Annotated in this window: 21 protein-coding genes and 1 tRNA gene; 10 read left to right on the top strand and 12 right to left on the bottom strand. The window is 62.8% G+C overall.

Annotation, left to right across the window (positions count from 1 at the left end; genetic code table 11):
• Window positions 1–68: 68 nt before the first annotated feature.
• From proB to rplU, 4 genes are all read right to left on the bottom strand, one after another.
• Window positions 69–1,187 carry a glutamate 5-kinase gene (proB, locus tag KQH55_RS00945; protein WP_076787446.1) on the bottom strand — a complete coding sequence of 373 codons (1,119 nt, stop codon included), beginning with the start codon at window positions 1,185–1,187 and terminating at the stop codon, window positions 69–71.
• Window positions 1,188–1,240: 53 nt separating this feature from the next.
• Window positions 1,241–2,359, bottom strand: a complete 1,119-nt coding sequence (gene cgtA, locus KQH55_RS00940) for an Obg family GTPase CgtA (RefSeq protein WP_235090009.1) — start codon at window positions 2,357–2,359, stop codon at window positions 1,241–1,243.
• 268 nt (window positions 2,360–2,627) lie between these two features.
• A complete protein-coding gene (gene rpmA, locus KQH55_RS00935) occupies window positions 2,628–2,888 on the bottom strand; it encodes a 50S ribosomal protein L27 (RefSeq protein ID WP_235090008.1) in 261 nt (86 codons plus the stop codon).
• Window positions 2,889–2,906: 18 nt separating this feature from the next.
• Window positions 2,907–3,218, bottom strand: coding sequence for a 50S ribosomal protein L21 (gene rplU, locus KQH55_RS00930; RefSeq protein ID WP_013434098.1), 312 nt, complete (start codon window positions 3,216–3,218; stop codon window positions 2,907–2,909).
• Window positions 3,219–3,459: 241 nt separating this feature from the next.
• On the opposite strand from rplU, the gene KQH55_RS00925 reads away from it, so the two are divergent.
• The 9 genes from KQH55_RS00925 (at window position 3,460) to KQH55_RS00885 (ending at window position 12,161) form a co-directional block, all read left to right on the top strand.
• Window positions 3,460–4,485: a polyprenyl synthetase family protein gene (locus KQH55_RS00925; protein WP_235090039.1), complete on the top strand. Its 1,026-nt coding sequence runs from the start codon at window positions 3,460–3,462 to the stop codon at window positions 4,483–4,485.
• Between the two features lie 30 nt (window positions 4,486–4,515).
• A tRNA-Pro gene (locus KQH55_RS00920) sits at window positions 4,516–4,592 on the top strand.
• A 678-nt stretch (window positions 4,593–5,270) separates the two neighbouring features.
• Window positions 5,271–6,584: an HlyC/CorC family transporter gene (locus KQH55_RS00915; RefSeq protein ID WP_235090007.1), complete on the top strand. Its 1,314-nt coding sequence runs from the start codon at window positions 5,271–5,273 to the stop codon at window positions 6,582–6,584.
• Between the two features lie 202 nt (window positions 6,585–6,786).
• On the top strand, window positions 6,787–8,145 hold the full coding sequence (locus KQH55_RS00910) for a GspE/PulE family protein (RefSeq protein WP_076797345.1): 1,359 nt from the start codon (window positions 6,787–6,789) through the stop codon (window positions 8,143–8,145).
• 14 nt (window positions 8,146–8,159) lie between these two features.
• Complete coding sequence (locus tag KQH55_RS00905; RefSeq protein WP_235090006.1) at window positions 8,160–9,386, top strand: type II secretion system F family protein; 1,227 nt, start codon at window positions 8,160–8,162, stop codon at window positions 9,384–9,386.
• Between the two features lie 45 nt (window positions 9,387–9,431).
• Window positions 9,432–10,424 carry an A24 family peptidase gene (locus KQH55_RS00900; RefSeq protein WP_235090005.1) on the top strand — a complete coding sequence of 331 codons (993 nt, stop codon included), beginning with the start codon at window positions 9,432–9,434 and terminating at the stop codon, window positions 10,422–10,424.
• 2 nt (window positions 10,425–10,426) lie between these two features.
• Entirely contained in the window at window positions 10,427–11,038 is a 612-nt protein-coding gene (gene coaE / locus KQH55_RS00895; protein WP_235090004.1) for a dephospho-CoA kinase, read from the top strand.
• 141 nt (window positions 11,039–11,179) lie between these two features.
• A complete protein-coding gene (gene zapD, locus KQH55_RS00890) occupies window positions 11,180–11,935 on the top strand; it encodes a cell division protein ZapD (RefSeq protein WP_235090003.1) in 756 nt (251 codons plus the stop codon).
• A 25-nt stretch (window positions 11,936–11,960) separates the two neighbouring features.
• Window positions 11,961–12,161 (top strand): DNA gyrase inhibitor YacG, encoded by a 201-nt coding sequence (locus KQH55_RS00885; protein ID WP_076785499.1) that lies wholly within the window; start codon window positions 11,961–11,963, stop codon window positions 12,159–12,161.
• Window positions 12,162–12,164: 3 nt separating this feature from the next.
• Here the strand turns inward: KQH55_RS00885 and KQH55_RS00880 are convergent, their stop codons facing one another.
• The 4 genes from KQH55_RS00880 to secA form a co-directional block, all read right to left on the bottom strand.
• Complete coding sequence (locus tag KQH55_RS00880) at window positions 12,165–12,626, bottom strand: NUDIX domain-containing protein (protein WP_076787453.1); 462 nt, start codon at window positions 12,624–12,626, stop codon at window positions 12,165–12,167.
• A gap of 17 nt (window positions 12,627–12,643) precedes the next feature.
• The gene (locus tag KQH55_RS00875) at window positions 12,644–13,516 is read right to left on the bottom strand and encodes an ATP-binding protein (protein WP_235090002.1); all 873 of its coding nucleotides are present in this window, start codon (window positions 13,514–13,516) and stop codon (window positions 12,644–12,646) included.
• A gap of 43 nt (window positions 13,517–13,559) precedes the next feature.
• Window positions 13,560–14,801 carry a bifunctional glutamate N-acetyltransferase/amino-acid acetyltransferase ArgJ gene (argJ, locus tag KQH55_RS00870; RefSeq protein WP_076785501.1) on the bottom strand — a complete coding sequence of 414 codons (1,242 nt, stop codon included), beginning with the start codon at window positions 14,799–14,801 and terminating at the stop codon, window positions 13,560–13,562.
• A gap of 89 nt (window positions 14,802–14,890) precedes the next feature.
• Window positions 14,891–17,725, bottom strand: coding sequence for a preprotein translocase subunit SecA (gene secA, locus KQH55_RS00865; RefSeq protein WP_235090001.1), 2,835 nt, complete (start codon window positions 17,723–17,725; stop codon window positions 14,891–14,893).
• 287 nt (window positions 17,726–18,012) lie between these two features.
• Between secA and KQH55_RS00860 the strand changes: the two genes are divergently transcribed.
• Window positions 18,013–18,492: a DUF721 domain-containing protein gene (locus KQH55_RS00860; RefSeq protein ID WP_235090000.1), complete on the top strand. Its 480-nt coding sequence runs from the start codon at window positions 18,013–18,015 to the stop codon at window positions 18,490–18,492.
• A 7-nt stretch (window positions 18,493–18,499) separates the two neighbouring features.
• On the opposite strand, the gene lpxC is transcribed toward KQH55_RS00860, so the two are convergent.
• The 4 genes from lpxC to KQH55_RS00840 all read right to left on the bottom strand — a co-directional run bounded on the left by lpxC (window position 18,500) and on the right by KQH55_RS00840 (window position 23,247).
• Complete coding sequence (lpxC, locus tag KQH55_RS00855; RefSeq protein ID WP_076785503.1) at window positions 18,500–19,417, bottom strand: UDP-3-O-acyl-N-acetylglucosamine deacetylase; 918 nt, start codon at window positions 19,415–19,417, stop codon at window positions 18,500–18,502.
• Window positions 19,418–19,914: 497 nt separating this feature from the next.
• Window positions 19,915–21,105: a cell division protein FtsZ gene (gene ftsZ / locus KQH55_RS00850; RefSeq protein WP_076785504.1), complete on the bottom strand. Its 1,191-nt coding sequence runs from the start codon at window positions 21,103–21,105 to the stop codon at window positions 19,915–19,917.
• A 111-nt stretch (window positions 21,106–21,216) separates the two neighbouring features.
• Window positions 21,217–22,449, bottom strand: coding sequence for a cell division protein FtsA (ftsA, locus tag KQH55_RS00845; protein WP_076785505.1), 1,233 nt, complete (start codon window positions 22,447–22,449; stop codon window positions 21,217–21,219).
• Between the two features lie 36 nt (window positions 22,450–22,485).
• Window positions 22,486–23,247 carry a cell division protein FtsQ/DivIB gene (locus tag KQH55_RS00840; RefSeq protein WP_076785506.1) on the bottom strand — a complete coding sequence of 254 codons (762 nt, stop codon included), beginning with the start codon at window positions 23,245–23,247 and terminating at the stop codon, window positions 22,486–22,488.
• Window positions 23,248–23,251 lie beyond the last annotated feature (4 nt).

Genomic DNA, 23,251 nt, shown 5'->3' with positions numbered 1-23,251 from the left:
AGCAGGATAGCAAAGCCAACCGGCTTCGCGCATCGCGGGTCCACCGCGAGGCGCGCACCTCGCTGGCGTTAAAGCATCACCAGGTTATCCCGGTGGATCAGTTCGGGCTCGAGCATGTAACCGAGAATCGACTCGATCTGCGCACTCGGATGGCGGCGAATCAGCCGCGCCTCGACGCTACTGTAGTTCGTCAACCCACGCGCCACCTCGCGGCCCGCTTCGTCCAGGCACGCAATCACCTCGCCGCGAGCAAAAATGCCTTGCACGTCGACGATGCCGATCGGCAACAGGCTCTTGCCGCCGGATGTCAGCTTCTCGACCGCGCCCGCGTCGATCACGACATGGCCGCGCACTTGCAGTTGGTCCGCCATCCATTGCTTGCGTGCGGCCATGCGGGCGGTCCGCGCAATGAGTTGCGTGCCAATCGACTCCGCCGCCGCCAGCCGGACCAGCACGTCCGGCTCTCGACCGCTTGCAATCACCGTATCCGCGCCGCTGTGCGCGGCGCGCTTGGCGGCCAGAATCTTGGTCAGCATCCCACCCCGGCCGATGCTTGTACCGGTGCCACCGGCCATTGCCTCCAACGCGGAGTCGCCGGCGTCGGCCTGTTGCACCAGCGTCGCGGCAGGATCCTTGCGCGGATCGGCCGTGTACAAACCACGCTGGTCGGTCAGAATCACCAGCACGTCCCCTTCGATTAAGTTCGCCACCAACGCGCCCAACGTGTCGTTGTCGCCGAACTTGATCTCATCCGTGACGACCGTGTCATTCTCATTGATGATCGGCACCACGCCGAGTCTGAGCAACGTAAGCAGCGTCGAGCGTGCATTCAGGTATCGCTCGCGATCGGCAAGGTCCGCGTGCGTGAGCAAGATCTGGGCCGTGCGGATCGAATACTCGGCAAAGCGGCTTTCATAGACCTGCGCCAGCCTCATTTGGCCAACCGCGGCCGCGGCCTGCAGCTCGGCGATCTCGCGTGGACGCCGGTTCCAGCCCAGTCGCTGCATCCCCTCGGCGATCGCGCCGGAACTGACCAGCACCACGTCCTTGCCCTGCTGGCGCAATGTGGCAATTTGCGCGGCCCATCTCCCGATCGCGTCATGATCCAGCCCACGCCCGTCATTGGTGACCAGGCTCGAACCCACTTTCACAACCAGCCGTTTTGCATCGGCAATGATCGAACGCATCGTTGCGCCGTCCTTGTGTTCCCGTTCGGTATCGTGTTGCGCGGCGGCGACAGTCACTGTGTATCGGCGCCGGGTGGTGTCGCGTCGTCGCACGTCTGTGCGTCACCCCGGAACCGCACGTCGGCCGCCAGGTCCTCGGCATGCTGCGCACGCGCCGCCAGTCCAGTCTCGCTCAAGTAGTCGTAGACCGCATAACACAGATTCTCGCAGCCTAGACCGGTGAGCGCCGAGATCTGGAATACCGGTCCCTGCCAACCGAAGCGCTCGACAAAGTCGGCCACGCGCGCTTCGCGCTCGTGCTCTGCAATCATGTCAACCTTGTTCAATACCAGCCACCTCGGCTTGCGGTAAAGCGCCTCGTCGTACTTGCGCAGCTCGTTGACGATCGCACCTGCCTCCGCGACCGGATCGACGCCGGCATCAAACGGCGCAAGATCGACCAAATGCAGCAATATCCTGGTGCGTTGCAGATGCCGTAGGAACTGGTGCCCCAGCCCAGCGCCTTCGGCGGCGCCTTCGATTAGGCCCGGGATATCAGCGATCACGAAACTCTTCGTCGGTCCGACCCGCACCACACCAAGGTTCGGCGCAAGCGTCGTGAACGGATAGTCGGCGATCTTCGGCTTCGCGTTCGACACCGACGCGATAAACGTCGACTTGCCCGCATTGGGCATGCCCAGCAGGCCGACATCGGCCAGCACCTTCAACTCGAGCCTGAGCATGCGGCGCTCGCCCGGCTTGCCTTCGGTTTTTTGCCGTGGTGCCCGGTTCGTGCTCGACTTGAAATGCAGGTTGCCGAGCCCCCCGGCGCCGCCCTTGGCCAGCAGCACGCGCTGATCGTGCTCAGTCAGGTCGGCGATCAGCTCACCGGTATCCCGATCCGTGATCACCGTGCCGACTGGCATGCGCAACGTGATGTCCTCGCCTCCCTTGCCGTAGCAGTCCGATCCGCGCCCGTTCTCGCCGTTGCGCGCTTGGTGCTTCTTTGCGTACCGGTAGTCGATCAGCGTATTGATGTTGCGATCCGCGATAGCGTAAACACTGCCACCACGCCCGCCGTCACCTCCATCCGGCCCGCCGAACGGAACGAACTTCTCACGGCGCATCGATGCGCTGCCATCCCCTCCGTCACCGGCGATGACCTCGATCCTCGCTTCGTCAATGAACTTCATTCAAATTGCTCCGTTCGGCTTGCGCCGTTTGCCTGCTGCCGCCGACCCGCCGATCGTGCCGCCGGCGCCGCGATTTTGTCCGCGCTCACCAACGCGTTGCGGCACTCACAACCTATCTTGCCAGCACCAACAAAAAGGCCCCGCAGATTGCGAGGCCTTTTGCTTCGTCACGCCCGCTCTGCATCGGCAGCCCGAGGCGACGTCACCGGCGCAAGCCCGGCGGAGTGCCGGATCCGGTCAGCCGGTTCGCGTGGTGACCACCGGGTATTCAAGCAGCCGGGACCACGCTGACGATATGCTTCCTCGCCGCGCCCTTGACCGCAAAGCGGACATGACCGTCGGTCAGCGCGAACAGCGTATGGTCCTTGCCAATCCCGACGTTGTCGCCAGCATGCATCCGCGTGCCGCGTTGACGCACGATGATGCCACCCGCATGGATTGCCTGGCCGCCGAACACCTTGACGCCGAGACGCTTGCTTTCGGAATCGCGGCCGTTCCGGGACGAGCCGCCTGCCTTTTTGTGTGCCATCTGTGGACTCCCTGCGCGTTACGCGTTAATCGCGTCGATGCGCAATTCGGTGTAATTCTGGCGATGACCGCCATGCTTCTGGTAGTGCTTCCGGCGACGCATCTTGAAGATCGTCACTTTCGCATGCCGTCCGTGCGATACCACGGTAGCCTTGACGGAAGCCCCACCCACCAGCGGCGTACCGAACTTAATCGATTCGCCCTCGCCGACTGCGAGCACCTGGTCGAGCGTGATTTCAGCGCCAATGTCTGCCGGTATCTGTTCTACTTTCAATTTTTCGCCGGCAGCGACCTTATACTGCTTGCCACCGGTTTTTATGACCGCGTACATTGTTGAACCTCACTTGAAAAGCGGCCCGGATCCGGACCCCTTCATTGGTTTCGAACACGCATTTTCGCGCGCTTCGTGCGTTTCTGCGCGCCATGCACAGAAACGCTTGATTATATAGAGATTTTTAAGGCAAGTCAAAACCTGCTGCAGATCGAGCGCACACGAGCGGGCGCCTCGTCCGACCATGATCGACAAACTGGCGGCAAAGCACGGTCGGCCGCTCCAGTGCCTTATAATTCGCCTGTTTTGCTCCGCCCACCCTTTTTTCCGGTTTACGTCGTTGACAGCCACCACCACCCCGTCCGCGGCCGCCACGCTAGCGCCGATCGCCGACGACATGCAACAAGTCAATCGCGTGATCCGCACGCGGCTCGCGTCGGACGTCGTCCTGATCAACCAGATCGCCGAATACATCATCGGTGCGGGTGGCAAGCGCCTGCGCCCCGCCCTGCTGTTGCTGGTGGCGAACGCACTGGGAGAGCGCAGCGGCCACCGGCATGAGCTAGCGGCGGTCATCGAGTTCATCCACACGGCGACGCTACTCCATGACGACGTGGTCGACGAATCACAGTTGCGGCGCGGCAAGCAAACCGCCAATGCGCTGTTTGGCAACGCAGCCAGCGTGCTGGTCGGCGATTTCCTGTATTCGCGCGCGTTCCAGATGATGGTCGCGTGCGGTAACTTGCGCGTAATGCAGATCCTGTCGGACGCCACCAACGTCATCGCGGAAGGCGAGGTGTTGCAGTTGCTGAACATGCATGATCCGGACGTGGATCAAGCGCGCTACATGCAGGTGATCCGCTACAAGACCGCCAAGCTGTTCGAGGCGGCAGCCCAGTTGGGCGCGGTCATCGCCGGTGCGCCCCCCGCGATGGAGGCCGCCGCGGCGGAGTTTGGCCGCACGATCGGCACCGCCTTCCAGATCATGGACGACTGGCTCGATTACACAGGCACGCCCGAGTCAATGGGGAAGAATGCCGGCGACGACCTGCGCGAAGGCAAGCCGACGCTACCGCTGATCTATTTGATCGAGCACGGCACCGACGAGCAGGCGCAGTTGGCCCGGGACGCCATCGAGCACGGCGGCACCGACCGATTCGACACGATTTTCACCGCCGTCACCGAGTCGGGCGCGCTCGACCACACGCTGCGCTGCGCCGAAGCGGAAGCACAGGCCGCGGCGCGCGCCATTTTTGCATTTCCAGATTCCCAATTCAAAGAATCGCTGCTACAATTGTGCTCTTATTCAGCGGCGCGCCAGTCTTGAAAGAGACGAAAATGCTGAAGTGATCCAATTCGGGGTGTAGCTTAGCCTGGTAGAGCGCTACGTTCGGGACGTAGAGGCCGGAGGTTCGAATCCTCTCACCCCGACCAGAATTCTCAATAGGATCAGTGACTTACGGGTCCTTCTAACTCGATGTCCATGTCGAGATAGAATAAATCCTACATCGGGTTACCCAAGGATGTCCCGCCAAGTTGGCGGGACATTTTCTTTTTGACTCTCTTCCCTCACGTCAGCATTCATGGCTGCAAGCTTCATGGCCAGCAACGTTGGGTTCGCGGCGGACGCTCGTTCAAGGTGCCTCATAGCCGGCGGCTGTGAAGGTACGAGTGCAAGGTTCTCGCGTGGATCGATGCCAACCAGAAACCTCCGCCTCCGACTGCTCGGCGCCCGCACGGCCCCGTCCCACAAAAGCGCAGCAGACCGCCTGGCAGCGACAAACGCCGGCGCCGTTCTCGCACTCGAAGGGAATACGATGACAATCGGCGTGCAGATAGACCCCGACGTGTGGCGTGCTGGCTTTCACGCTGGCGATGCGAGTCATGCCATGACACCATGCTCCGTCGGTCTCCACCCAGCCTCCTACTTTTCGGGCTGGATTGAAAGGAATGGGGAGCTGTGGCGGCTCAAAAGCGCTAATGCAGGGATGCAAAGAACCGGCAGGACGCGCGTCGCGCCAGTATGTCGCCCGCCGGGCTACTGCACGGACGCCCCCGGCGCTCTGATATAGTTGACTTCATCGTCCATTAGCCGGCATCCGGCTTTTTCACGTGGAAACTCTCCCTCTTTGGGCGCAAATTGGCGCCGTAGTCGTGCTGCTGCTCATATCGGGCTTTTTTTCAATCTCGGAAACCGCGATGATGGCGTTAAACCGCCATCGGCTCAAGCATTTAGCGGGCAAGGGCGTGGTGGGTGCGAAGACGACGCAGCGCCTGCTCGTGCACACCGACCAGTTGCTGTCCGTGATCCTGATCGGCAACAATCTGATGAACGTCATCATCCCGGTGCTCACGACATCGATCGCGCTGCACGCGTTCGGCAACCACAGCGCGGTGCTGTCGATCACCACCGGGATCGTCGCATTCCTCATCATCGTGTTCGCCGAGATCACACCGAAGATTGTCGGCGCGGCCTATCCCGAAAAGATCGCGTTGCCGGCCAGCCTCGTCATCAAGCCGCTGATCACCCTCGCCCGCCCGCTGGTGTGGTTCGTCAACATGCTGGCCAACGGCATCCTGCTCGTGCTGCACATCAATACGAAAAGCGGGCGTGAACTGCGCATGTCCAACGACGAATTGCGCAGCGTCGTACTGGAATCGAGCAGCTTCATGCCAAGCAAGCACCGCAGCATCCTGCTGAACCTGTTCGATCTGGAGAGCATCTCGGTCGATGATGTCATGGTGCCACGCCGGCGCATCGAGGCGCTAGACTTCGATGCGCCGTTCGACCAGTTGGTCCAGCAGTTGGAAACCTGCTACCACAACAAGTTAGTCGTCTATCAGGGGGACATTGACCGCGTGCTCGGCATGCTTCATGTGCGCAAGACCCTAGCCGCGTTGCACAACCAGGAATTCGAGCGAGAAAAACTGCGCGAGTTGCTCACGGAGCCCTATTTCGTGCCCAGCGGCACGCCGGTCTTCCAGCAGTTGCAGTTCTTCCAAGAGAACCGGCACCGGATGGCGCTGGTCGTCAACGAATATGGCGAAGTCCAAGGGCTGGTGACGCCGGAGGACATTATCGAGGAGTTGATCGGCGAGTTCACGACGACCTTGCCGCGCACGGCAAGCGGCGCGGCAGGCGGCTGGAACGCGCAAGGGGAATGCATCGTCGCGGGCGGCATCCCATTACGGGAGTTGAACCGCCGGCTTGGTCTGCGGTTGCCGCTTGATGGTCCAAAGACGTTAAATGGCCTGATCCTGGAACTGTTGGAGGCCATCCCGGAAGGCGACGTGAGCCTGGTGGTCGGCGACACGCGCATGGAGGTCATGCAGATCGACAATCAAGCCATTCGCACGGTGAAACTCTTCCGGCCCACGCGGTTGGACGCCGCGCACGCGGTGGCAGCACGGCAGCACGCCCGCTAGCCTATCAGCAAAGCGGTACGCCGGCCCGGCAGGACACCAACGCGATTGGCCGTTCGGCTGAATGGCGCGAATGCAGCGAGCACGCGACGATAAGTAGGTCTTTATTGCATTGCGCCGTCAGCACATCGCCAGCATGCCCAATCACCCGTTGTTCCCAGCCGTGCCACCGTCCCCTGCGGCGCACGGCGCCCATCCCATATCCATGCGGTCCACGGCTGAGCCGCCCGTGCCGCGCGAAGCCGATGAGCACACGCGTTCCGGTTTCACGGCGCCGGCCGCACCGGTGCGCTCGGCTGCGGCGCCCGTCGCTACCAAGCTGACGACGCGTGCGGCACAGCGTGCCCGCGCGCTCGCACACGCTGCGCAATCAGACGACACCGACGCACCGGCGGTACGCCTGCTGAACGATTTATTTGCACAAGCCGGCGCGTGTCGCGCCTCGGATATCCATATCGAGCCGAGCCGACACCAATGGCAAATTCGGCTGCGGATCGACGGTCGACTACATCGCCTCGACAATCCACCCGCGCACCTGCGTGACGCAGTCATCACACGAATCAAAGTGCTGTCGCGACTGGACATCGCGCAGCGGCGCGCGCCACAGGATGGCCGGTTGCGCATCGCCGTGTCCGGCACCGAGTTCGATGAATTCCGCGTGTCAACGCTGCCCACGGTATTCGGCGAAAAAGTGGTGCTGCGCCGCCTTGATGCGCTACCCGATGGGCTGGATCTAACAGGACTGGGTTTTGACGCCGCCCAGTTGTCCGCCGTACAGCATGCGTTGCGCGTCCGACAAGGCATGGTGCTGGTCACCGGACCCACGGGCAGCGGCAAGACGCTGACGCTCTATACCTTCATGCGCGAACTCGATCGCGATGCGTTTAATCTTTGCACGATCGAGGACCCGTCCGAGATCGAGCTCGCCGGCGTCAACCAGGTGTCGGTCAACGACCGAGCAGGCTTGGGTTTCGCATCGGTGCTGCGCGCGTTGCTGCGGCAAGACCCGGACGTGATCATGGTCGGCGAGATCCGCGATACGGAAACCGCCTCGGTCGCCATCAACGCTGCACAGACCGGACATTTGCTGCTTGCCACGCTGCACACTAATGATGCGCCAGCGACGCTCGCGCGACTCACGGACCTGGGCGTGGAACCGTACAACGTGGCGGCAGCGGTCAAGCTCATCACGGCGCAACGGCTGGTGCGGCGGTTATGCAACGCGTGCCGGCTCGCCGATACGCCCGACCCCGTCGCGCTGCGTGCGGCCGGCATGACGGCCGCACATGTCGACCAAGCGCTGGCGGGTTATTGGCAATCCTATCGACCAGTCGGCTGCACGGCATGCCGCGGCACCGGCTTTGTGGGCCGCTGCGCGATCCATCAGGTCGTGCCCGTAACCACCGCACTGCAACAGCGCATCGCAGCGCGGACGCCGACCCATGCGCTGGCAGACGTGATGCGCGCAGCCGGTCTGCAAACATTGCGGCAATCCGCGCTCGCGCGTGTGCGCGATGGAACGACATCGCTGCATGAAGCCCTTGCGGTGACGGACGATGCGTGATGGATTGGCGCACGATGCAGCCTCCTATCCAAGCCGCTTCGCCCCGTCGGCCGGCGATGTCCCGCTTCCATTGGCGAGGCATCGGCGCCGACGGCCGCCGACGTCGCGGCACGCTCGTGGCGCTCGACGCGCGTTCGGCACTCGAGCGTATTCGGCGCGACAGGATTGTCGCGGTCGAGCTCATCGAGGTTCGCGCATGGTGGAGTCCACGCGTACGCCACGCCGATCTGACGCGCGCCACGCGACACTTGGCCATGCTGCTGCGCAGTGGACTGTCGCTGCAACCTGCGTTGGCGCTGGTGGCACAGCACACGAGTGCGCCACTGAAACCCCTATTCGAAACCGTGCTGCGAGACATCACAGAAGGCAGTACGCTGTCCAGGGCGCTGCAACGCCACAGCCATGTGTTTCCGGCCGCGTACTGGCGGCTTGTCGAGCTTGCGGAACACACCGGCTCACTCGATACGATCCTCGCTCAACTGGCGGACACTCGGGACCGTGTGGCCGCACAACGTGCGCGGCTGCGCAACGCGCTATGGTATCCGACGCTAATCCTCGCGCTGGCACTGGGCCTGTGCGCGCTACTGCTGGTTTGGGTGGTACCGACATTCGAACAAGTGTTCGCCGGATTTGGCTCGCAATTGCCCAAACCCACGCGGATCGTGGTCGCGCTGTCCCGGCAGTGGCTAACTCACGGCCCGGCGATGGTCGCGGTGGGGGGCCTCGGGATCGCGTGCGGCATGCTTGCCTGGCAACGCTCGCCACAGTTTCGCCTGCGCCTGCATGCACTGCTGTTACGTGCGCCGCTCGTGGGCCCCATCGTGCAGCGCGCGGCCATCGCGCGCTGGAGCCATGCGCTGGGCCAGGTTCTCGAGGCTGGCATCGCCCTGGCTGACGGGTTCGATGCCGTGGACGGCATTAGCGGCAATGCCGCGATGGACGCAGCAACACGCGACATCGCGGCACGCGTGCGCGTCGGCGCAAGCCTGGCCGATGCCATGCGTGCCAGCACCTGCTTTCCGCCCGACGTCGTGGCCACGATCGCACTTGCCGAGCAAGCCGGCACGCTCGGCACGACGCTGGCCGACATCGGCGCTTGGAATGACCAGCTCGTGGCGGAACGAATCGGCCTGCTCGCACAACTGGCCGAACCGCTTATCATTGTCGGGCCCGGTGCGCTGATTGCCGCACTCGTGGTCGCCATGTATTTGCCCATTATCGAAATGGGTAACGTAATGTAATTTCAATCAGGTAGCATCGCGTACCGTTCCTCGCTGGCCATCGACATGCATTCGTTTTCTGTCATCGCCCCCTACGGCCCCGGCCGCTGGATCGCCGGCTTCGCCGACGCTTTCTCGATGCTGCCGGTTGCTTGGCAGTACGCTTTCGCATGCGTGCTCGGATTGGTCATCGGCAGTTTCCTGACTGTTGTCGTACACCGTGTGCCGCAGATGCTTGAACACGCATGGCAGCAAGAACTGGCCGGCTACGTGCCGCACAATGCGCTGCACGCGTTAAGCGCAGCAAGCGATGAGCACGATGCCAAGCCCAATCCGACGCCCGAGCGAAGGCCCGCTCCGTCGTCGCAAACCGATTTGCCACGGCGCTATAACCTGTGTGTGCCACGCTCGGCGTGCACTGCATGCGGACATACGTTGCGCTTGTACGAGAACATCCCGTTGCTCAGCTTTATCGCATTGCGCGGCCGATGCTCGGCATGCGGTACGCGGATCCGTTGGCGCTATCCGTTGATCGAGTCCGCCTGCGCACTGTTCGCGGCGCTCTCACTCGCGGCGTTCGGCCCCACGCCTACGGCGCTTATCGCCTTTGCGTTCTGCGCTGCGCTGCTGGCGATGAGCGCCATCGATCTGGAGACCAAGCTGCTGCCCGATTCGCTGACGTTGCCGCTGCTCTGGGCGGGGCTGCTGATCAATCTACACGCCGTATTCGCCCCCCTGGATGCGGCCGTGATCGGTGCGGCGGCCGGCTATTTGTCACTGTGGGCCGTCTACTGGCTGTTCAAGCTCGTGCGCGGCGCCGAGGGTATCGGCTACGGCGACTTCAAGTTGTTTGCCGCCATTGGCGCATGGTTCGGCTGGAGCCCACTGTTGCAAATCATACTCGTTGCCTCAGTGTGTGGCGCGATCGTCGGTCTTGGCGCCACGCTCGCCAAGCGGATGCGCCTGGAGGAGCCGTTGCCGTTCGGTCCGTTTCTGGCGGGGGCAGCGGTGCTCACGCTGTTCGGCGGCACGCCGCTCTATCGGCTGCTCGGAGGTTAACGATGTTCAAGGTGGGTCTGACGGGCGGGATCGGCAGTGGCAAAACAACGGTCGCCAATGCTTTCGCCGCCTATGGCGTGCCGATCGTGGACACTGATTTGATCGCGCATCGTGTCACCGCACCAGGCGGCGCGGCGATACCCGGCATCCGGACACAGTTCGGTACCACCTTCATCACGGCGCAAGGTGCACTGGACCGCGCGCGGATGCGCGAGTTAGTGTTCAGCAACACGCAAGCGAAGCAACGGCTCGAAGCAATCATGCACCCGCTGATCCGCACCGAGACAGAACGCGAAATGCAAGCGGCGAGCGGTCCCTACGTGATCTGTGTCGTGCCGTTACTCGTTGAGGCGGGCAATTGGCGCGAACGCGTCGATCGCGTGCTGGTGGTAGATTGCGCGGTGCAGACGCAGGTCGAGCGCGTCATGCGGCGCAATGGCTTCACGCGCGAACAGGTGCACGCCATCATTGCACGTCAGGCCACACGGCAGACGCGACTCGCCGCCGCAGACGATATCATCGTCAATGAAACCGACACCATCGAGCCGCTGCGGCCAGAAATCGCATCGCTGCATCAGCGCTATTTGTTATTGGCGCGTAATGCACCATCGTGAATCGGCGTGCGCCGGTGGCATGCAATACAGTGCGAATTTCGTTGCGAATTCCACAGCGATTGCTAGCGGAATTCGAGCGCATTAGAATGGGCGCAAATTGCCGCTTCTCTCCGGCATTTCCAAAGTGAAAGGCACCTACGCTTGATTCTCTACGAGTATCCGTTCAATGAGCGCATTCGGACGTTGTTGCGCCTCGAAGACCTGTTCGAGCGCTTTACGTTCTTCCTAACGCAAGAAGACCCGAGAGAACACCACGTCGCACTGACCACCCTGTTCGAGATCGCTGAAGTGACAAGCCGCAGCGACTTGAAGTCGGATCTGATGAAGGAGCTTGAGCGCCAGCGCCAGGCCCTGACACCCTTTCGCGGCAATCCCGAGATCGAGCAGGACGCGCTCGAGACCGTCCTCTCGGAAATCGAGCAAACGCTGGCCGGCCTTGCGCAGATCCAAGGGAAAACGGGGCAGCATTTGACCGATAATGAATGGCTGGCCAGCATCCGCAGCCGGGCCATCATTCCCGGCGGAACTTGCCGCTTCGATCTGCCGTCGTACTACGCATGGCAGCGCAGCGCTGCAGAGCAGCGCCGCGCAGATATCATGCAATGGGCGATGCCGTTGTTGCCGCTGCGCGATGCAACAGTCATTGTATTGCGTCTTGCCCGCGAATCGGGGCAGGCCGCGAAGGTCATGGCGATGCAGGGCAGCTATCAGCAAATGTTGTCGGGGCGGGCCTATCAATTGATGCAAGTGCGTGTGGCGCCGGACCTGCGGGTCATTCCCGAGGCTAGCGCCAACAAGTATATGTTGTGGGTGCGCTTCACTGCGCAGGACGGCGACATGCGGCCGCGTGCTGTTGACGTCGACGTGCCATTCCAACTAACGTTGTGCAACCTGTAAGCCGGATAATCAACCCTTTGCCGATATGACGACTGTCGTCAACTGCCCGACTTGCGGCCAAAAGGTCGAATGGAAGCCGGAAAGCCGGTTCCGTCCTTTTTGTTCCGCGCGCTGCAAGCAAATCGATCTCGGCGCGTGGGCCACCGGGAAGTACACGATTGGCGGCGATGACCGCCCGGCCGATGAGCCGCATGGCGACCCGCAAAAACCGGGCGGGCTAAACTGAGGTTTAACCCCGTTCAGCGTCGAGCCAGTCGATCACCGGCAATGCCGCCGGCAGCAGCGGCGCAACCTGGATGGGGGGTGCCTGCCAGACAAACGCCTGCCCTTCTCGACCGCTCGGCTCACCGCTCCACCGGGTCACCTTGCAGAAGAACAACCGCACGTAAGCGTGCGGATAGTCATGTTCAAGGACCCGCCAGCGCACGCAATCGACAATCGTCACGCCGAGTTCCTCATGCAGCTCGCGCGCCAATGCGTCCTCGACGCTTTCGCCCGGCTCCAGCTTGCCACCCGGAAATTCCCAGTAGCCCTCGTATGGCTTGCCGGCGGGCCGCTGCGCGAGCAGGAAACGCCCGTCCTCATGCAACATTACACCGACGGCCACTTCGGTGATCCGACGTCCATCAGCAGTATGCGTGGCGGCGTGCGCCTGCGACACGTCGCGCCGTGCGACCGTATCCGGCGTCATGGTCGGGCGCCGCGCGGTCATTGGGCTTCCTGCCGTCGGCCGGACCAGTCCCGGGCAAACTGCCACGCAACCCGGCCCGAACGCGAGCCGCGCTCCAGTGCCCAAACCAGCGCGTCGCCCCGCGCGGCCTCGATCTGCGCATCGCTGCACGCAAAATGCCTGAGCCAATGCGCGACGATCGCCAGATAGTCGTCTTGCTTAAATGGATAGAAGCTGACCCACAACCCAAAGCGCTCGGACAGCGAAATCTTCTCCTCGATCACTTCGCCCGGATGGATCTCGCCATCCGCCGTGTGCCGGTAGGTCTCGTTGTCGCGCATGTACTCGGGTAGCAAATGACGACGGTTCGACGTCGCGTAGATCAGCACGTTGTCGGACTGGGCTGCAATCGAGCCATCCAAGGCCACCTTCAGCGCCTTATAACTGGACTCGCCTTCCTCGAACGACAGGTCATCGCAAAACACGACGAACCGCTCCGGGCGCGAGGCGATCTGCTCAACGATGTCACCCAGATCGTGCAGGTCGCCCTTATCGACTTCGATCAGGCGCAGGCCTTCGGGCGCAAACTGGTTCAAGCAGGCCTTGATCAGCGACGACTTGCCGGTGCCGCGCGCGCCCGTCAGCAGCACGTTGTTCGCCGGCAGGCGCCGCACGAACTGACGGGTGTTCTGCTCGACCAACGCCTTTTGCCGGTCAATGTTCTGCAAGTCGGACAACTGGATCGTCGACGGATGGGCGACCGGCTGCAAAAAGCTCCGCCCCTGCCGTAAGCGCCATCGAAACGCAATGGCCGCGTCCCAGTCGGTAACCGGCGCGGCCGGCGGCAACACGGCCTCCAGGCGTTCGAGCAGCGCCTCGGCACGCGTCAGGAATTGTTCAAGCTTGTCCATCGCAATCGATCTCCAGCGGTACGGTCATGTCCGTTAGTGTGGGTCAGGAGCGGTAATCGGCATTGATGGACACGTAGTCGTGCGACAGGTCGCAGGTCCAGAGGGTCGCCTGGGCATCACCGCGCGCCAAGCGCACGCGAATCGTGATTTCGCTTTGCTTCATCACGCGCTGGCCGTCCTCCTCGCGATAGTCGGGATGGCGGCCACCGGCCTTGGCCACCAGCACGTCGTCCAGGTACAGCTCGATGCGGCTCACATCTAGGTCAGCAATGCCGGCGTAGCCGATCGCTGCCAGGAGCCGGCCCAGGTTGGGGTCAGACGCATAGAAAGCAGTCTTGACCAGAGGCGAGTGGCTAATCGCATAGGCCACCTGCCTGCACTCGTCGACACTGCGGCCCGCCTCGACGCGCACTGTCATGAATTTCGTCGCCCCTTCGCCGTCGCGCACGATCAATTGCGCCAGGGTCTGCGCGAGTTGCGTCAACGCGTCGCGCAACGCGCGGTATGCGGCGCTTTGCGTGGACGTAATCGCCGGCAGCGTCGAGCGGGCGGACGCTACGACGATGAACGAGTCATTCGTCGACGTATCGCCATCAATGGTGATGCAGTTGAACGATTGGTCGGCCACGTCCTTGACCAGTGCGTCCAGTACGGGCTGGGTGATGGCCGCATCGGTCGCGACAAACCCTAGCATCGTGGCCATGTTCGGCTTGATCATCCCGGCGCCCTTGCTGATCCCGGTTAGCGTGATCGTATGGCCGTCGATGTCGAGCTGCCGTGAGGCGGCCTTGGGCAACGTATCGGTCGTCATGATCGCCTGCGCAGCTTCGTACCAGTGCGCCGGCGCGAGTTGCGCAACGGCTTGCGGCAATCCTGCCTTGAGCCGCTCAATCGGTAGCGGTTCAAGGATCACGCCAGTGGAGAACGGCAGCACCTGCTGCGCATCGATGCGCAGCAGCCGCGCCAATTCCGCACAACTGTCGCGGGCATGCGCCAAACCCGGCTCGCCGGTCCCGGCGTTCGCATTGCCAGTATTGACGAGCAGCGCTCGAATCGGCGCGGCACCGCCACGCGCCGACGCGAGATGCTCACGACACACGACGACCGGCGCGGCGCAAAAGCGGTTCGTGGTCAACACGCCGGACACCGTTGCACCGTCATCGACGGCGATCACCAGTACATCCTTGCGATTCGGTTTGCGCAGATTGGCCTCGGCCCAGCCGAGCGTGACGCCGGGCACGGGATGAAGCGACGCGGGATCGATCGAGGGGAAATTGACGGCCATGATTGCAAGCGCTGGTCAGAGAAAAAGCCGCCCGCGGGCGCAGCGGGCGGCATCGGACAGGAACGGGACCACCCCGCTCGCGGAGCACATCACGCGAGCCGACCGTGGCACTGCTTGTACTTCTTGCCGCTGCCGCACGGGCACGGATCGTTGCGGCCGACCTTCGGGTACGGGTTGTCGCGCGCGGCCACCGACGACTGGCCGGCGGCGAAGTCCAGTGACAGCCCAGAGACCGTATGGGGCGCGGGCGCCATCGGTAACCCGCGCGGCGGCGCATCGGCGAACGCGGCCTCGGCCTCGGCGGCCTGGGCAAAGTCAGCGTGTCGAAATTCAACGTTCTCCAAATGGCTCGCCTGCTCTTCGTATTGCTCGGCCGCTGCCTCGAGTTGCTCCGGTGTCTGGATCTGCACGTTCATCACAATGCGCGTGACCTCGTGCTTGACCGCGTCCAGCATCGCAGCAAACAGCTCAAATGCCTCGCGCTTGTATTCCTGCTTCGGATTTTTCTGCGCATAGCCGCGCAGGTGAATGCCCTGGCGCAGATGCTCGAGCGCGGCCAGGTGCTCGCGCCAACGCGAATCCAGCGTCTGCAGCATCGCCGAGCGCTCAAAGCCACTGAACGCATCGCGGCCGACCTGCGCGACCTTCGCCTCGTACGCTTCGTCACCTGCCGCGATCACCGCGTCAAGTACCTCGTCGGCCTCAATTGTGTCCGCCTCGTTCACCATCTCCTGCAACGCGAGATCGAGCTGCCACTCGTTGCGCAACGCCTCCTCGAGCGCCGGCACATCCCACTGCTCCTCGATGCTGCCAGCCGGCACATAGGTGCGCACCACCTCAGTCAGCACGCCATGCCGCATCGCGCCAATCGTCTCGTGAATGCCCTGCGCTTCCAGCAACTCGTTGCGCTGCTGGTAAATCACCTTGCGCTGGTCATTGGCGACGTCGTCATACTCGAGCAACTGCTTGCGGATATCGAAGTTACGGGCCTCGACCTTGCGTTGCGCCGATTCGATCGACCGCGTCACGATGCCGGCCTCGATCGCCTCGCCTTCCGGCATCTTCAACCGGTCCATGATCGCGCGCACACGGTCACCGGCGAAGATGCGCAGCAACGGGTCCTCGAGCGACAGGTAGAAGCGCGACGAACCGGGATCGCCCTGGCGGCCCGCCCGTCCGCGCAACTGGTTGTCGATCCGGCGGGACTCGTGCCGCTCGGTGCCGATGATGTGCAGTCCACCGGCTGCCTTGACCTGCTCGTGCAGCGTTTGCCATTCGTCGTGGATCTGCTGAATCCGACGTCGCTTCTCGTCGTCGCTGATCGACGCATCGGCTTCGATCAGCGACGCCTGCTTGTCCGGGTTGCCGCCGAGTACGATGTCGGTGCCGCGGCCCGCCATGTTGGTCGCGATCGTGATACGCTTCGGACGGCCAGCCTCGGCGACGATCGCCGCCTCACGCGCGTGCTGCTTTGCGTTGAGCACCTCGTGTGGCAACCCGGCCTGCTTGAGCAGGCGCGATAGCAACTCGGAATTCTCGATCGACGTGGTGCCGACCAGCACCGGCTGTCCGCGCTCGTAGCAGTCGCGGATATCGCGGATCACCGCGTCATAGCGCTCCTTCGCGGTCTTGTAGATCTGGTCCTGGCGATCCGTGCGCTTGGACGGCCGGTTGGTCGGGACCACGACCGTCTCGAGTCCATAGATCTCGTTGAACTCGTACGCCTCGGTGTCCGCCGTGCCGGTCATGCCAGCCAGCTTGACATACATCCGGAAGTAATTCTGGAACGTGATCGACGCCAGCGTCTGGTTCTCTGCCTGGATCTTCACATGCTCCTTCGCCTCAACAGCTTGGTGCAGGCCGTCCGACCAGCGCCGACCCGGCATCAGGCGCCCGGTGAACTCATCGACGATGATTACCTCGCCATTCTGCACGACATAGTGCTGATCGCGGAAGAACAGCGTATGCGCGCGCAGCGCCGCATACACATGATGCATCAGCGTGATGTTCTGCGGTGCATAAAGACTCTCGCCATCGCCAATGAGGCCCCATTCGGCCAGCAGACGCTCGGCCTTCTCGTGACCCGATTCAGTCAGGAATACCGAGCGCGCCTTCTCGTCCAGCGTGTAGTCGCCCGGCTTCTCGACGCCACTACCATCGGCCTTTTCTTCACCAATCTGGCGCTCCAGCAGCGGCGGCAACGCATTCATCCGCACATACAGTTCGGTGTGGTCCTCAGCCTGCCCCGAAATAATCAGCGGCGTGCGCGCCTCGTCGATCAAAATCGAGTCGACCTCATCGACGATCGCGAAATTCAGCCCGCGTTGCACGCGCGCATCGGTCTCATAGACCATGTTGTCGCGCAGGTAGTCGAAGCCGAATTCGTTGTTCGTGCCATACGTGATGTCCGACGCGTAAGCTTGCTGCTTCTGGCCGTGTTCCATCTGCGACAGGTTGATGCCGACGGACAGACCGAGAAAATTGTAGAGCCGGCCCATCCACTCCGCATCGCGCTGCGCGAGATAGTCGTTGACCGTCACCACATGCACGCCGCGCCCCGATAGCGCATTCAGGTACGCCGCCAGCGTGGCCACCAGCGTCTTGCCCTCGCCGGTGCGCATTTCGGCGATCTTGCCGTAGTGCAGCGCCATGCCGCCGATCAGCTGTACGTCGAAGTGCCGCATCTTCAGCACGCGGCGGCTCGCTTCCCGACACACCGCGAATGCCTCCGGCAGCAGCCTGTCGAGCGACTCCCCAGCCGCTACGCGCTGCCTGAATTCGTCGGTTTTCGCGCGCAATTGCTCGTCCGTCAGCTTTTCAATCTGCGCCTCCAGCGCATTGATCGTCGCGACAGTCTTTTGATACTGTTTGATCAGCCGCTGGTTGCGACTGCCAAAAATCTTTTGCAGAAAACCGGTGGTCATCGGATCGGGATCTCGAGTCGGCACGCGACGCCGGATCGGCGCGACTCTCGCACGACCCGTTGGCGAACGGCGGTTCGACGGCTGTGTCCAGTTGGATTTAAAGGCGCGATTTTATCACGCCGACTGTGTACTGCCCGCGTCAGGACGCGCTCGCGCGCGGTTGTCAACCCGTGCAGCCGGCCAGCGGCGCAATAATCGTCGAAGCCGGCCACCAGCGGCTACAATAGTGGCGTGGATACACGTCGATTCCCCGACGGCCGCGAGCCGCCAGTCCCTGCATGAGTGCCATGAGCCGCTATTCGCCCTATCCGTTGCCACGCAAGCCGTTGACGCCCCGGCCGCTCGCCGAGTTGATGTCGTCCAGCGCCGAGTTGGCCGCGCTGCAAGCCGGCGTGCGACAAGTGGCGGCGCTGGAAGCGGCACTGCAAGCCGTGCTGCCCAGTTATCTGGCCAGCCATGTGCATGCCGGCCCAATCAAGGATCAGACACTGACCCTTTTTGCAGCCCACACTGCGTTGGCCGCCCGGTTGCGTCATCTGGAGCCCACCGTGCTGACCGAACTGCAGCAGCGCGGTTTCGCACTGCGGGCGATCAAAATCCGCGTGCGCCCGCAAGCGCCAGCCGCTGCTGCGCAGATCAAACAAGCCCGGGTTTCAGTAGCCGGCGCCGATTGTCTTCGCGAGTTGGCCGACGCATTGGAGCCTTCGCCGCTGCAGCAAGCCGTTGCCCGCATGGCGCAGCGGCATACGGGTCGCCGCCGCGCCTAGCGAGACTTCACGCGTACACCGCCTGCGGGTCGTAGGCAAAACCGCGCGGCGCCGCTTTCTGGTCGGCAAACGTGACGATCTCGTACGCGTCCTCGTGGGCGAGCAATTCGCGCAGTAGCGCATTGTTCAAGCCGTGACCGGACTTGTACGCGGTGTACGATGCCAGCAATGGATGGCCAACCACGTATAGGTCGCCGATCGCGTCTAGCATTTTATGTTTCACGAACTCGTCGCCATAGCGCAGGCCATCGTTGTTCAGCACGCGGTACTCGTCTAGCACGATCGCGTTGTCCATGCTGCCGCCTCGCGCCAGGCCCAACTCGCGCATCATTTCAACTTCGTGCGCGAAGCCGAATGTGCGAGCCCGCGCGATCTCGCGCACATAGGACGTGTCGGCAAAATCGACCTCCAGTTCCTGGCCCGTCTTGTCCACCGCCGGGTGACGGAAGTCGATCGTAAACTTCAGCTTGAAACCGAAGTACGGCTCCAGCCGGGCAAACTTGTCCCCATCACGCACCTCGACCGGCCGCGTGACCTTGATGAACTGCTTGGCGGCAGCCTGCTCGTCGATCCCGGCCGACTGGAGCAAGAACACGAACGACGCCGCGCTGCCGTCCATGATCGGGATTTCCTCGGCCGTCACGTCGACATACAGGTTATCGATCCCGAGCCCCGCGCAAGCCGACATCAGGTGCTCAACGGTCGATACCCTCGCGCCGTCCTTTTCCAGCACCGACGCAAGGCGCGTGTCGCCAATCGACATCGCACTGGCCGGAATGTCGACCGGCACGGCCAAGTCGGTGCGACAAAACACAATTCCGGTATTGGCAGCAGCCGGACGCAGCGTCAACTCGACCTTGCGCCCGGAGTGCAGGCCGATGCCAACCGTCTTCACGATCGATTTGATGGTCCGCTGCTTCAACATCGTCTTAACTCTTAATAGGTTATTCTAATCGCGGGTTTTAATCCCATAGTCATTAGTATACTCGACTTGCTCAATTCCCGCTTTTATCCATCTGTATAAAACTGTTTCCCGTTGTTACGTTTTCCGTGTTGAACGGATGATAAAGCGGCCCGATACCTGGAAGGAGGCGGTTTCCAGGCACCGGGCCGTGTGACAGCAGGGCGAAAAACGCTCGCGCACGCGTTGCCAGCACGCAACAGCAGCGGCTATCCCGTTAGATCTGCGCCGTCGGTGAACCACACGCCCTGCCCGGGACGTGCTATCACTGCTGCGCTTGCACCTCTTCGTCGGCCAAGCGCCCACTCGCGACCGGCGTCTATCATGCCACCGGCGCGCAACGTCGCATCCGCTGTTTCTTCAGCGGGCAGCAAGCGGGGCGAGCATCTTGCGGGATGCCGAGCTTGCGGGTCCAGCCAGCGCGGTCCGCGTCGCTGTGACGCCTGCGTCGGGCGCGCTGATCAGTCGGCTTGCTTGCGCAGAAACGCCGGGATGTCGTACGTGTCCACGCCCTTTTCTTGCAATGCCTGCACGTGCGATGCAGCAGTTTCCCGCGAGTTGCGCCACACTGCCGGCGTATCCAGTGCGCCATAGTCGGTCGCGCTCGGCGCGGCGGCATAGCTGACCGGCTGCGCGGCGATTGGATGATTATCCGTGCCAGTGCGCAGCAGCGTCATCGGCGCCGCCTGCTGCTTCTTGGCGACGCGGCCAAGGCCCGTCGCCACCACGGTTACCCGCAGCGCATCGCCCATCGCGTCGTCGTACACCGCGCCGAAAATCACCGTCGCATCGTCGGCCGCGTAGCTCTTAATCGTGTTCATCACCTCGCGGGTTTCCGACAGGCGCAGCGAGCGGCTCGACGTGATGTTGACCAGCACGCCTCGCGCGCCAGACAGGTCCACGCCCTCGAGCAGCGGGCTGGCCACAGCTTGTTCGGCTGCCAGCCGCGCGCGGTCGACGCCAGCCACCGTCGCGGTGCCCATCATCGCCTTGCCTTGCTCGCCCATCACGGTCTTGACGTCCTCGAAGTCCACGTTCACGAGGCCGTCGACATTGATGATCTCGGCAATGCCGGCCACCGCGTTATGCAACACATCGTCCGCGCACTGAAAGCACTTATCCATCTCAGCGTCGTCGCCCATCACGTCGAACAGCTTGTCGTTCAGCACGACGATCAGCGAGTCGACATGCGATTCAAGTTCCTGCGAACCCGCTTCGGCAATCCGCATGCGCTTGCCGCCCTCGAACTCGAACGGCTTGCTAACGACACCTACTGTTAGGATGCCCATCTCCTTGGCAATTTGCGCGACCACAGGCGCGGCGCCGGTACCGGTGCCGCCGCCCATGCCCGCCGTGATGAACACCATGTGCGCACCGCGCAGCGCGTCGGCAATGCGCTCGCGAGCCTCCTCCGCGGCGGCGTGCCCCATGTCGGGTTTCGCCCCGGCGCCCAGGCCGGTCTTACCCAATTGGATCACGGACGGTGCCTTGGACCGATTCAGCGCTTGAGCATCGGTATTCATCACGATGAAATCAACGCCCTGCACACCGCGGTTGATCATGTGCTGGACGGCATTGCCGCCAGCGCCACCGACCCCGACGACCTTGATGATCGTGCCGTTGGTTTCGGTTTCCAGCATTTCGAATTCCATTAGTGCCTCCGTCAAGTATTAAGCGACTTCACTCGGCGTTACGCGGTGGCGGAATCGGGCAATTCCGTCACCGTGCACTGGCCGCCGCCGCCAGCGCGTTGCGAAACGACTTCAAAAATTGCCTAGGAACCAGTCCTTCATCCGGGCCCACACCTGCGTGGCGGAACCAGACTGCGTGGCGACCTTACGCCCGCGCATGCGCTGTGAACGCCCCTCCACCAGCAGCCCCATCGCGGTCGAATAGCGCGGGTTGCGCACTACGTCCGCCAGTCCGCCGGCATATTCCGGCACGCCGATACGCACCGGTTTGAGGAAGATGTCCTCGCCCAGTTCAACCATGCCGGCCATCATCGCCGCGCCACCGGTCAACACTACGCCGGAGCTCAGCAGCTCCTCGTAGCCGGACTCGCGCACGACTTGCTGGACCAGCGAAAACAGCTCCTCCACGCGCGGCTCAATCACCGCCGCCAGCGCCTGGCGAGACAGCACCCGCGGGCCGCGCTCGCCCAGCCCCGGCACCTCGATCATCTCGTCCGGATCGGCCAGCGCCTGCTTGGCGATCCCGTAGGTTACCTTGATATCTTCCGCGTCCGGCGTCGGCGTGCGCAGCGCCATCGCGATGTCGCTGGTGATCTGATCGCCCGCGATCGGGATCACTGCGGTATGGCGAATCGCCCCCTCGCTGAAGATCGCGATGTCGGTAGTCCCGCCGCCGATATCGACCAGCACAACACCGAGCTCCTTCTCGTCCTCGGTCAGCACGGCCAGGCTCGACGCGAGCGGCTGCAGAATCAGATCGTTGACCTCCAGCCCGCAGCGGCGCACGCATTTGACAATGTTCTGTGCGGCCGAGACGGCACCCGTCACGATGTGCACCTTCACCTCCAGCCGGATACCGCTCATGCCAATCGGCTCGCGCACGTCTTCCTGGCCGTCGATGATGAATTCCTGCGTCAGGATGTGCAGCACCTGCTGGTCGGTCGGAATATTGATCGCTTTCGCCGTCTCAATCACACGCGCGACGTCCGCCTGCGTGACCTCCTTGTCCTTGATCGCCACCATGCCGCTCGAATTGAAGCTACGGATATGGCTGCCGGCGATGCCGGTGAACACGTTGGTAATCTTGCAGTCGGCCATCAGTTCAGCTTCCTCGAGCGCGCGCTGGATCGACTGAACCGTCGCCTCGATATTAACGACCACCCCCTTCTTCAGACCCTTCGAGTCGCTTTGCCCGAGCCCAATCACTTCATAGTGGCCCTCGCCTTTTAACTCGGCGACAACGGCCACCACCTTCGACGTCCCGATGTCAAGGGCAACCAGCAGGTCCTTGTAGTCTTTGCTCATAGCGTGCTCAATTGCGAGTGTTGTCCGTTCATTGCGTCATGGACGCAGCTTCTTCGCCTTCGGGTCGTCGGGAATGAAGCGCATCCCTGCAGCCCGGATCGCGAACCCATTCGGGTAGCGCAAATCCACATATTCGATGTCGTTGCCCCAGCGCTGCGTGACCATCGGCCAGGCAACCACGAGCCGCCGCGCACGGCTGGCCAGCATATCCTTGTTACGTTCGCGCCCCAGCTCCACCTGCATGCCATTGGTCAGCTTGACGGTCCACGCGTAGCGCGGCGACAACGTGACCTCCTCCGGCTTCGCACCCAACGGCTCGAACCATTTCTGGAAATCGTGGTAACGGGCCACGACGTCGCGCTCCGAGCCTATTGGGCCGGCGAACACCGGCAACTCGGCATCGGCCTCGGCCTGATTGGCCGTAAAGACCTCGCCATCGACGCTAACGAACTGGTCGCTGCCCCACGTACCCAGGGGCTTGTACTCCTCGAGCGTGACCGCCAGCGCATTCGGCCACACGCGGCGCACGCTCGCATGGCGCACCCACGGGATCTGCTCGAACGCGGCACGCGCGCCGTCCAGATCCACCGTAAAGAAATTGCCGTGCAGCTTGCCCAACACGTTCGCGCGCACCGTCGGCCGGTTGATGTGCTCGATATCGCCGTCGATCAGCAGCGTGCGCAACGCGAAGGCCGGCCGCTGCAGCAGCCACAGGCCGGCACCGGCGAGCACAATCGCCAGCAGCGCGGCGTGCAGCGTGCTGGTGATCATGTTGAGCTGGCGCGGATTGTTCCACATGTGG

The organism is Mycetohabitans sp. B3, assembly GCF_021498065.1.
GTDB lineage: Bacteria > Pseudomonadota > Gammaproteobacteria > Burkholderiales > Burkholderiaceae > Mycetohabitans.
Note: the sequence above shows the minus strand (reverse complement) of the source record. Positions and strands in the feature narration are given on the sequence as shown.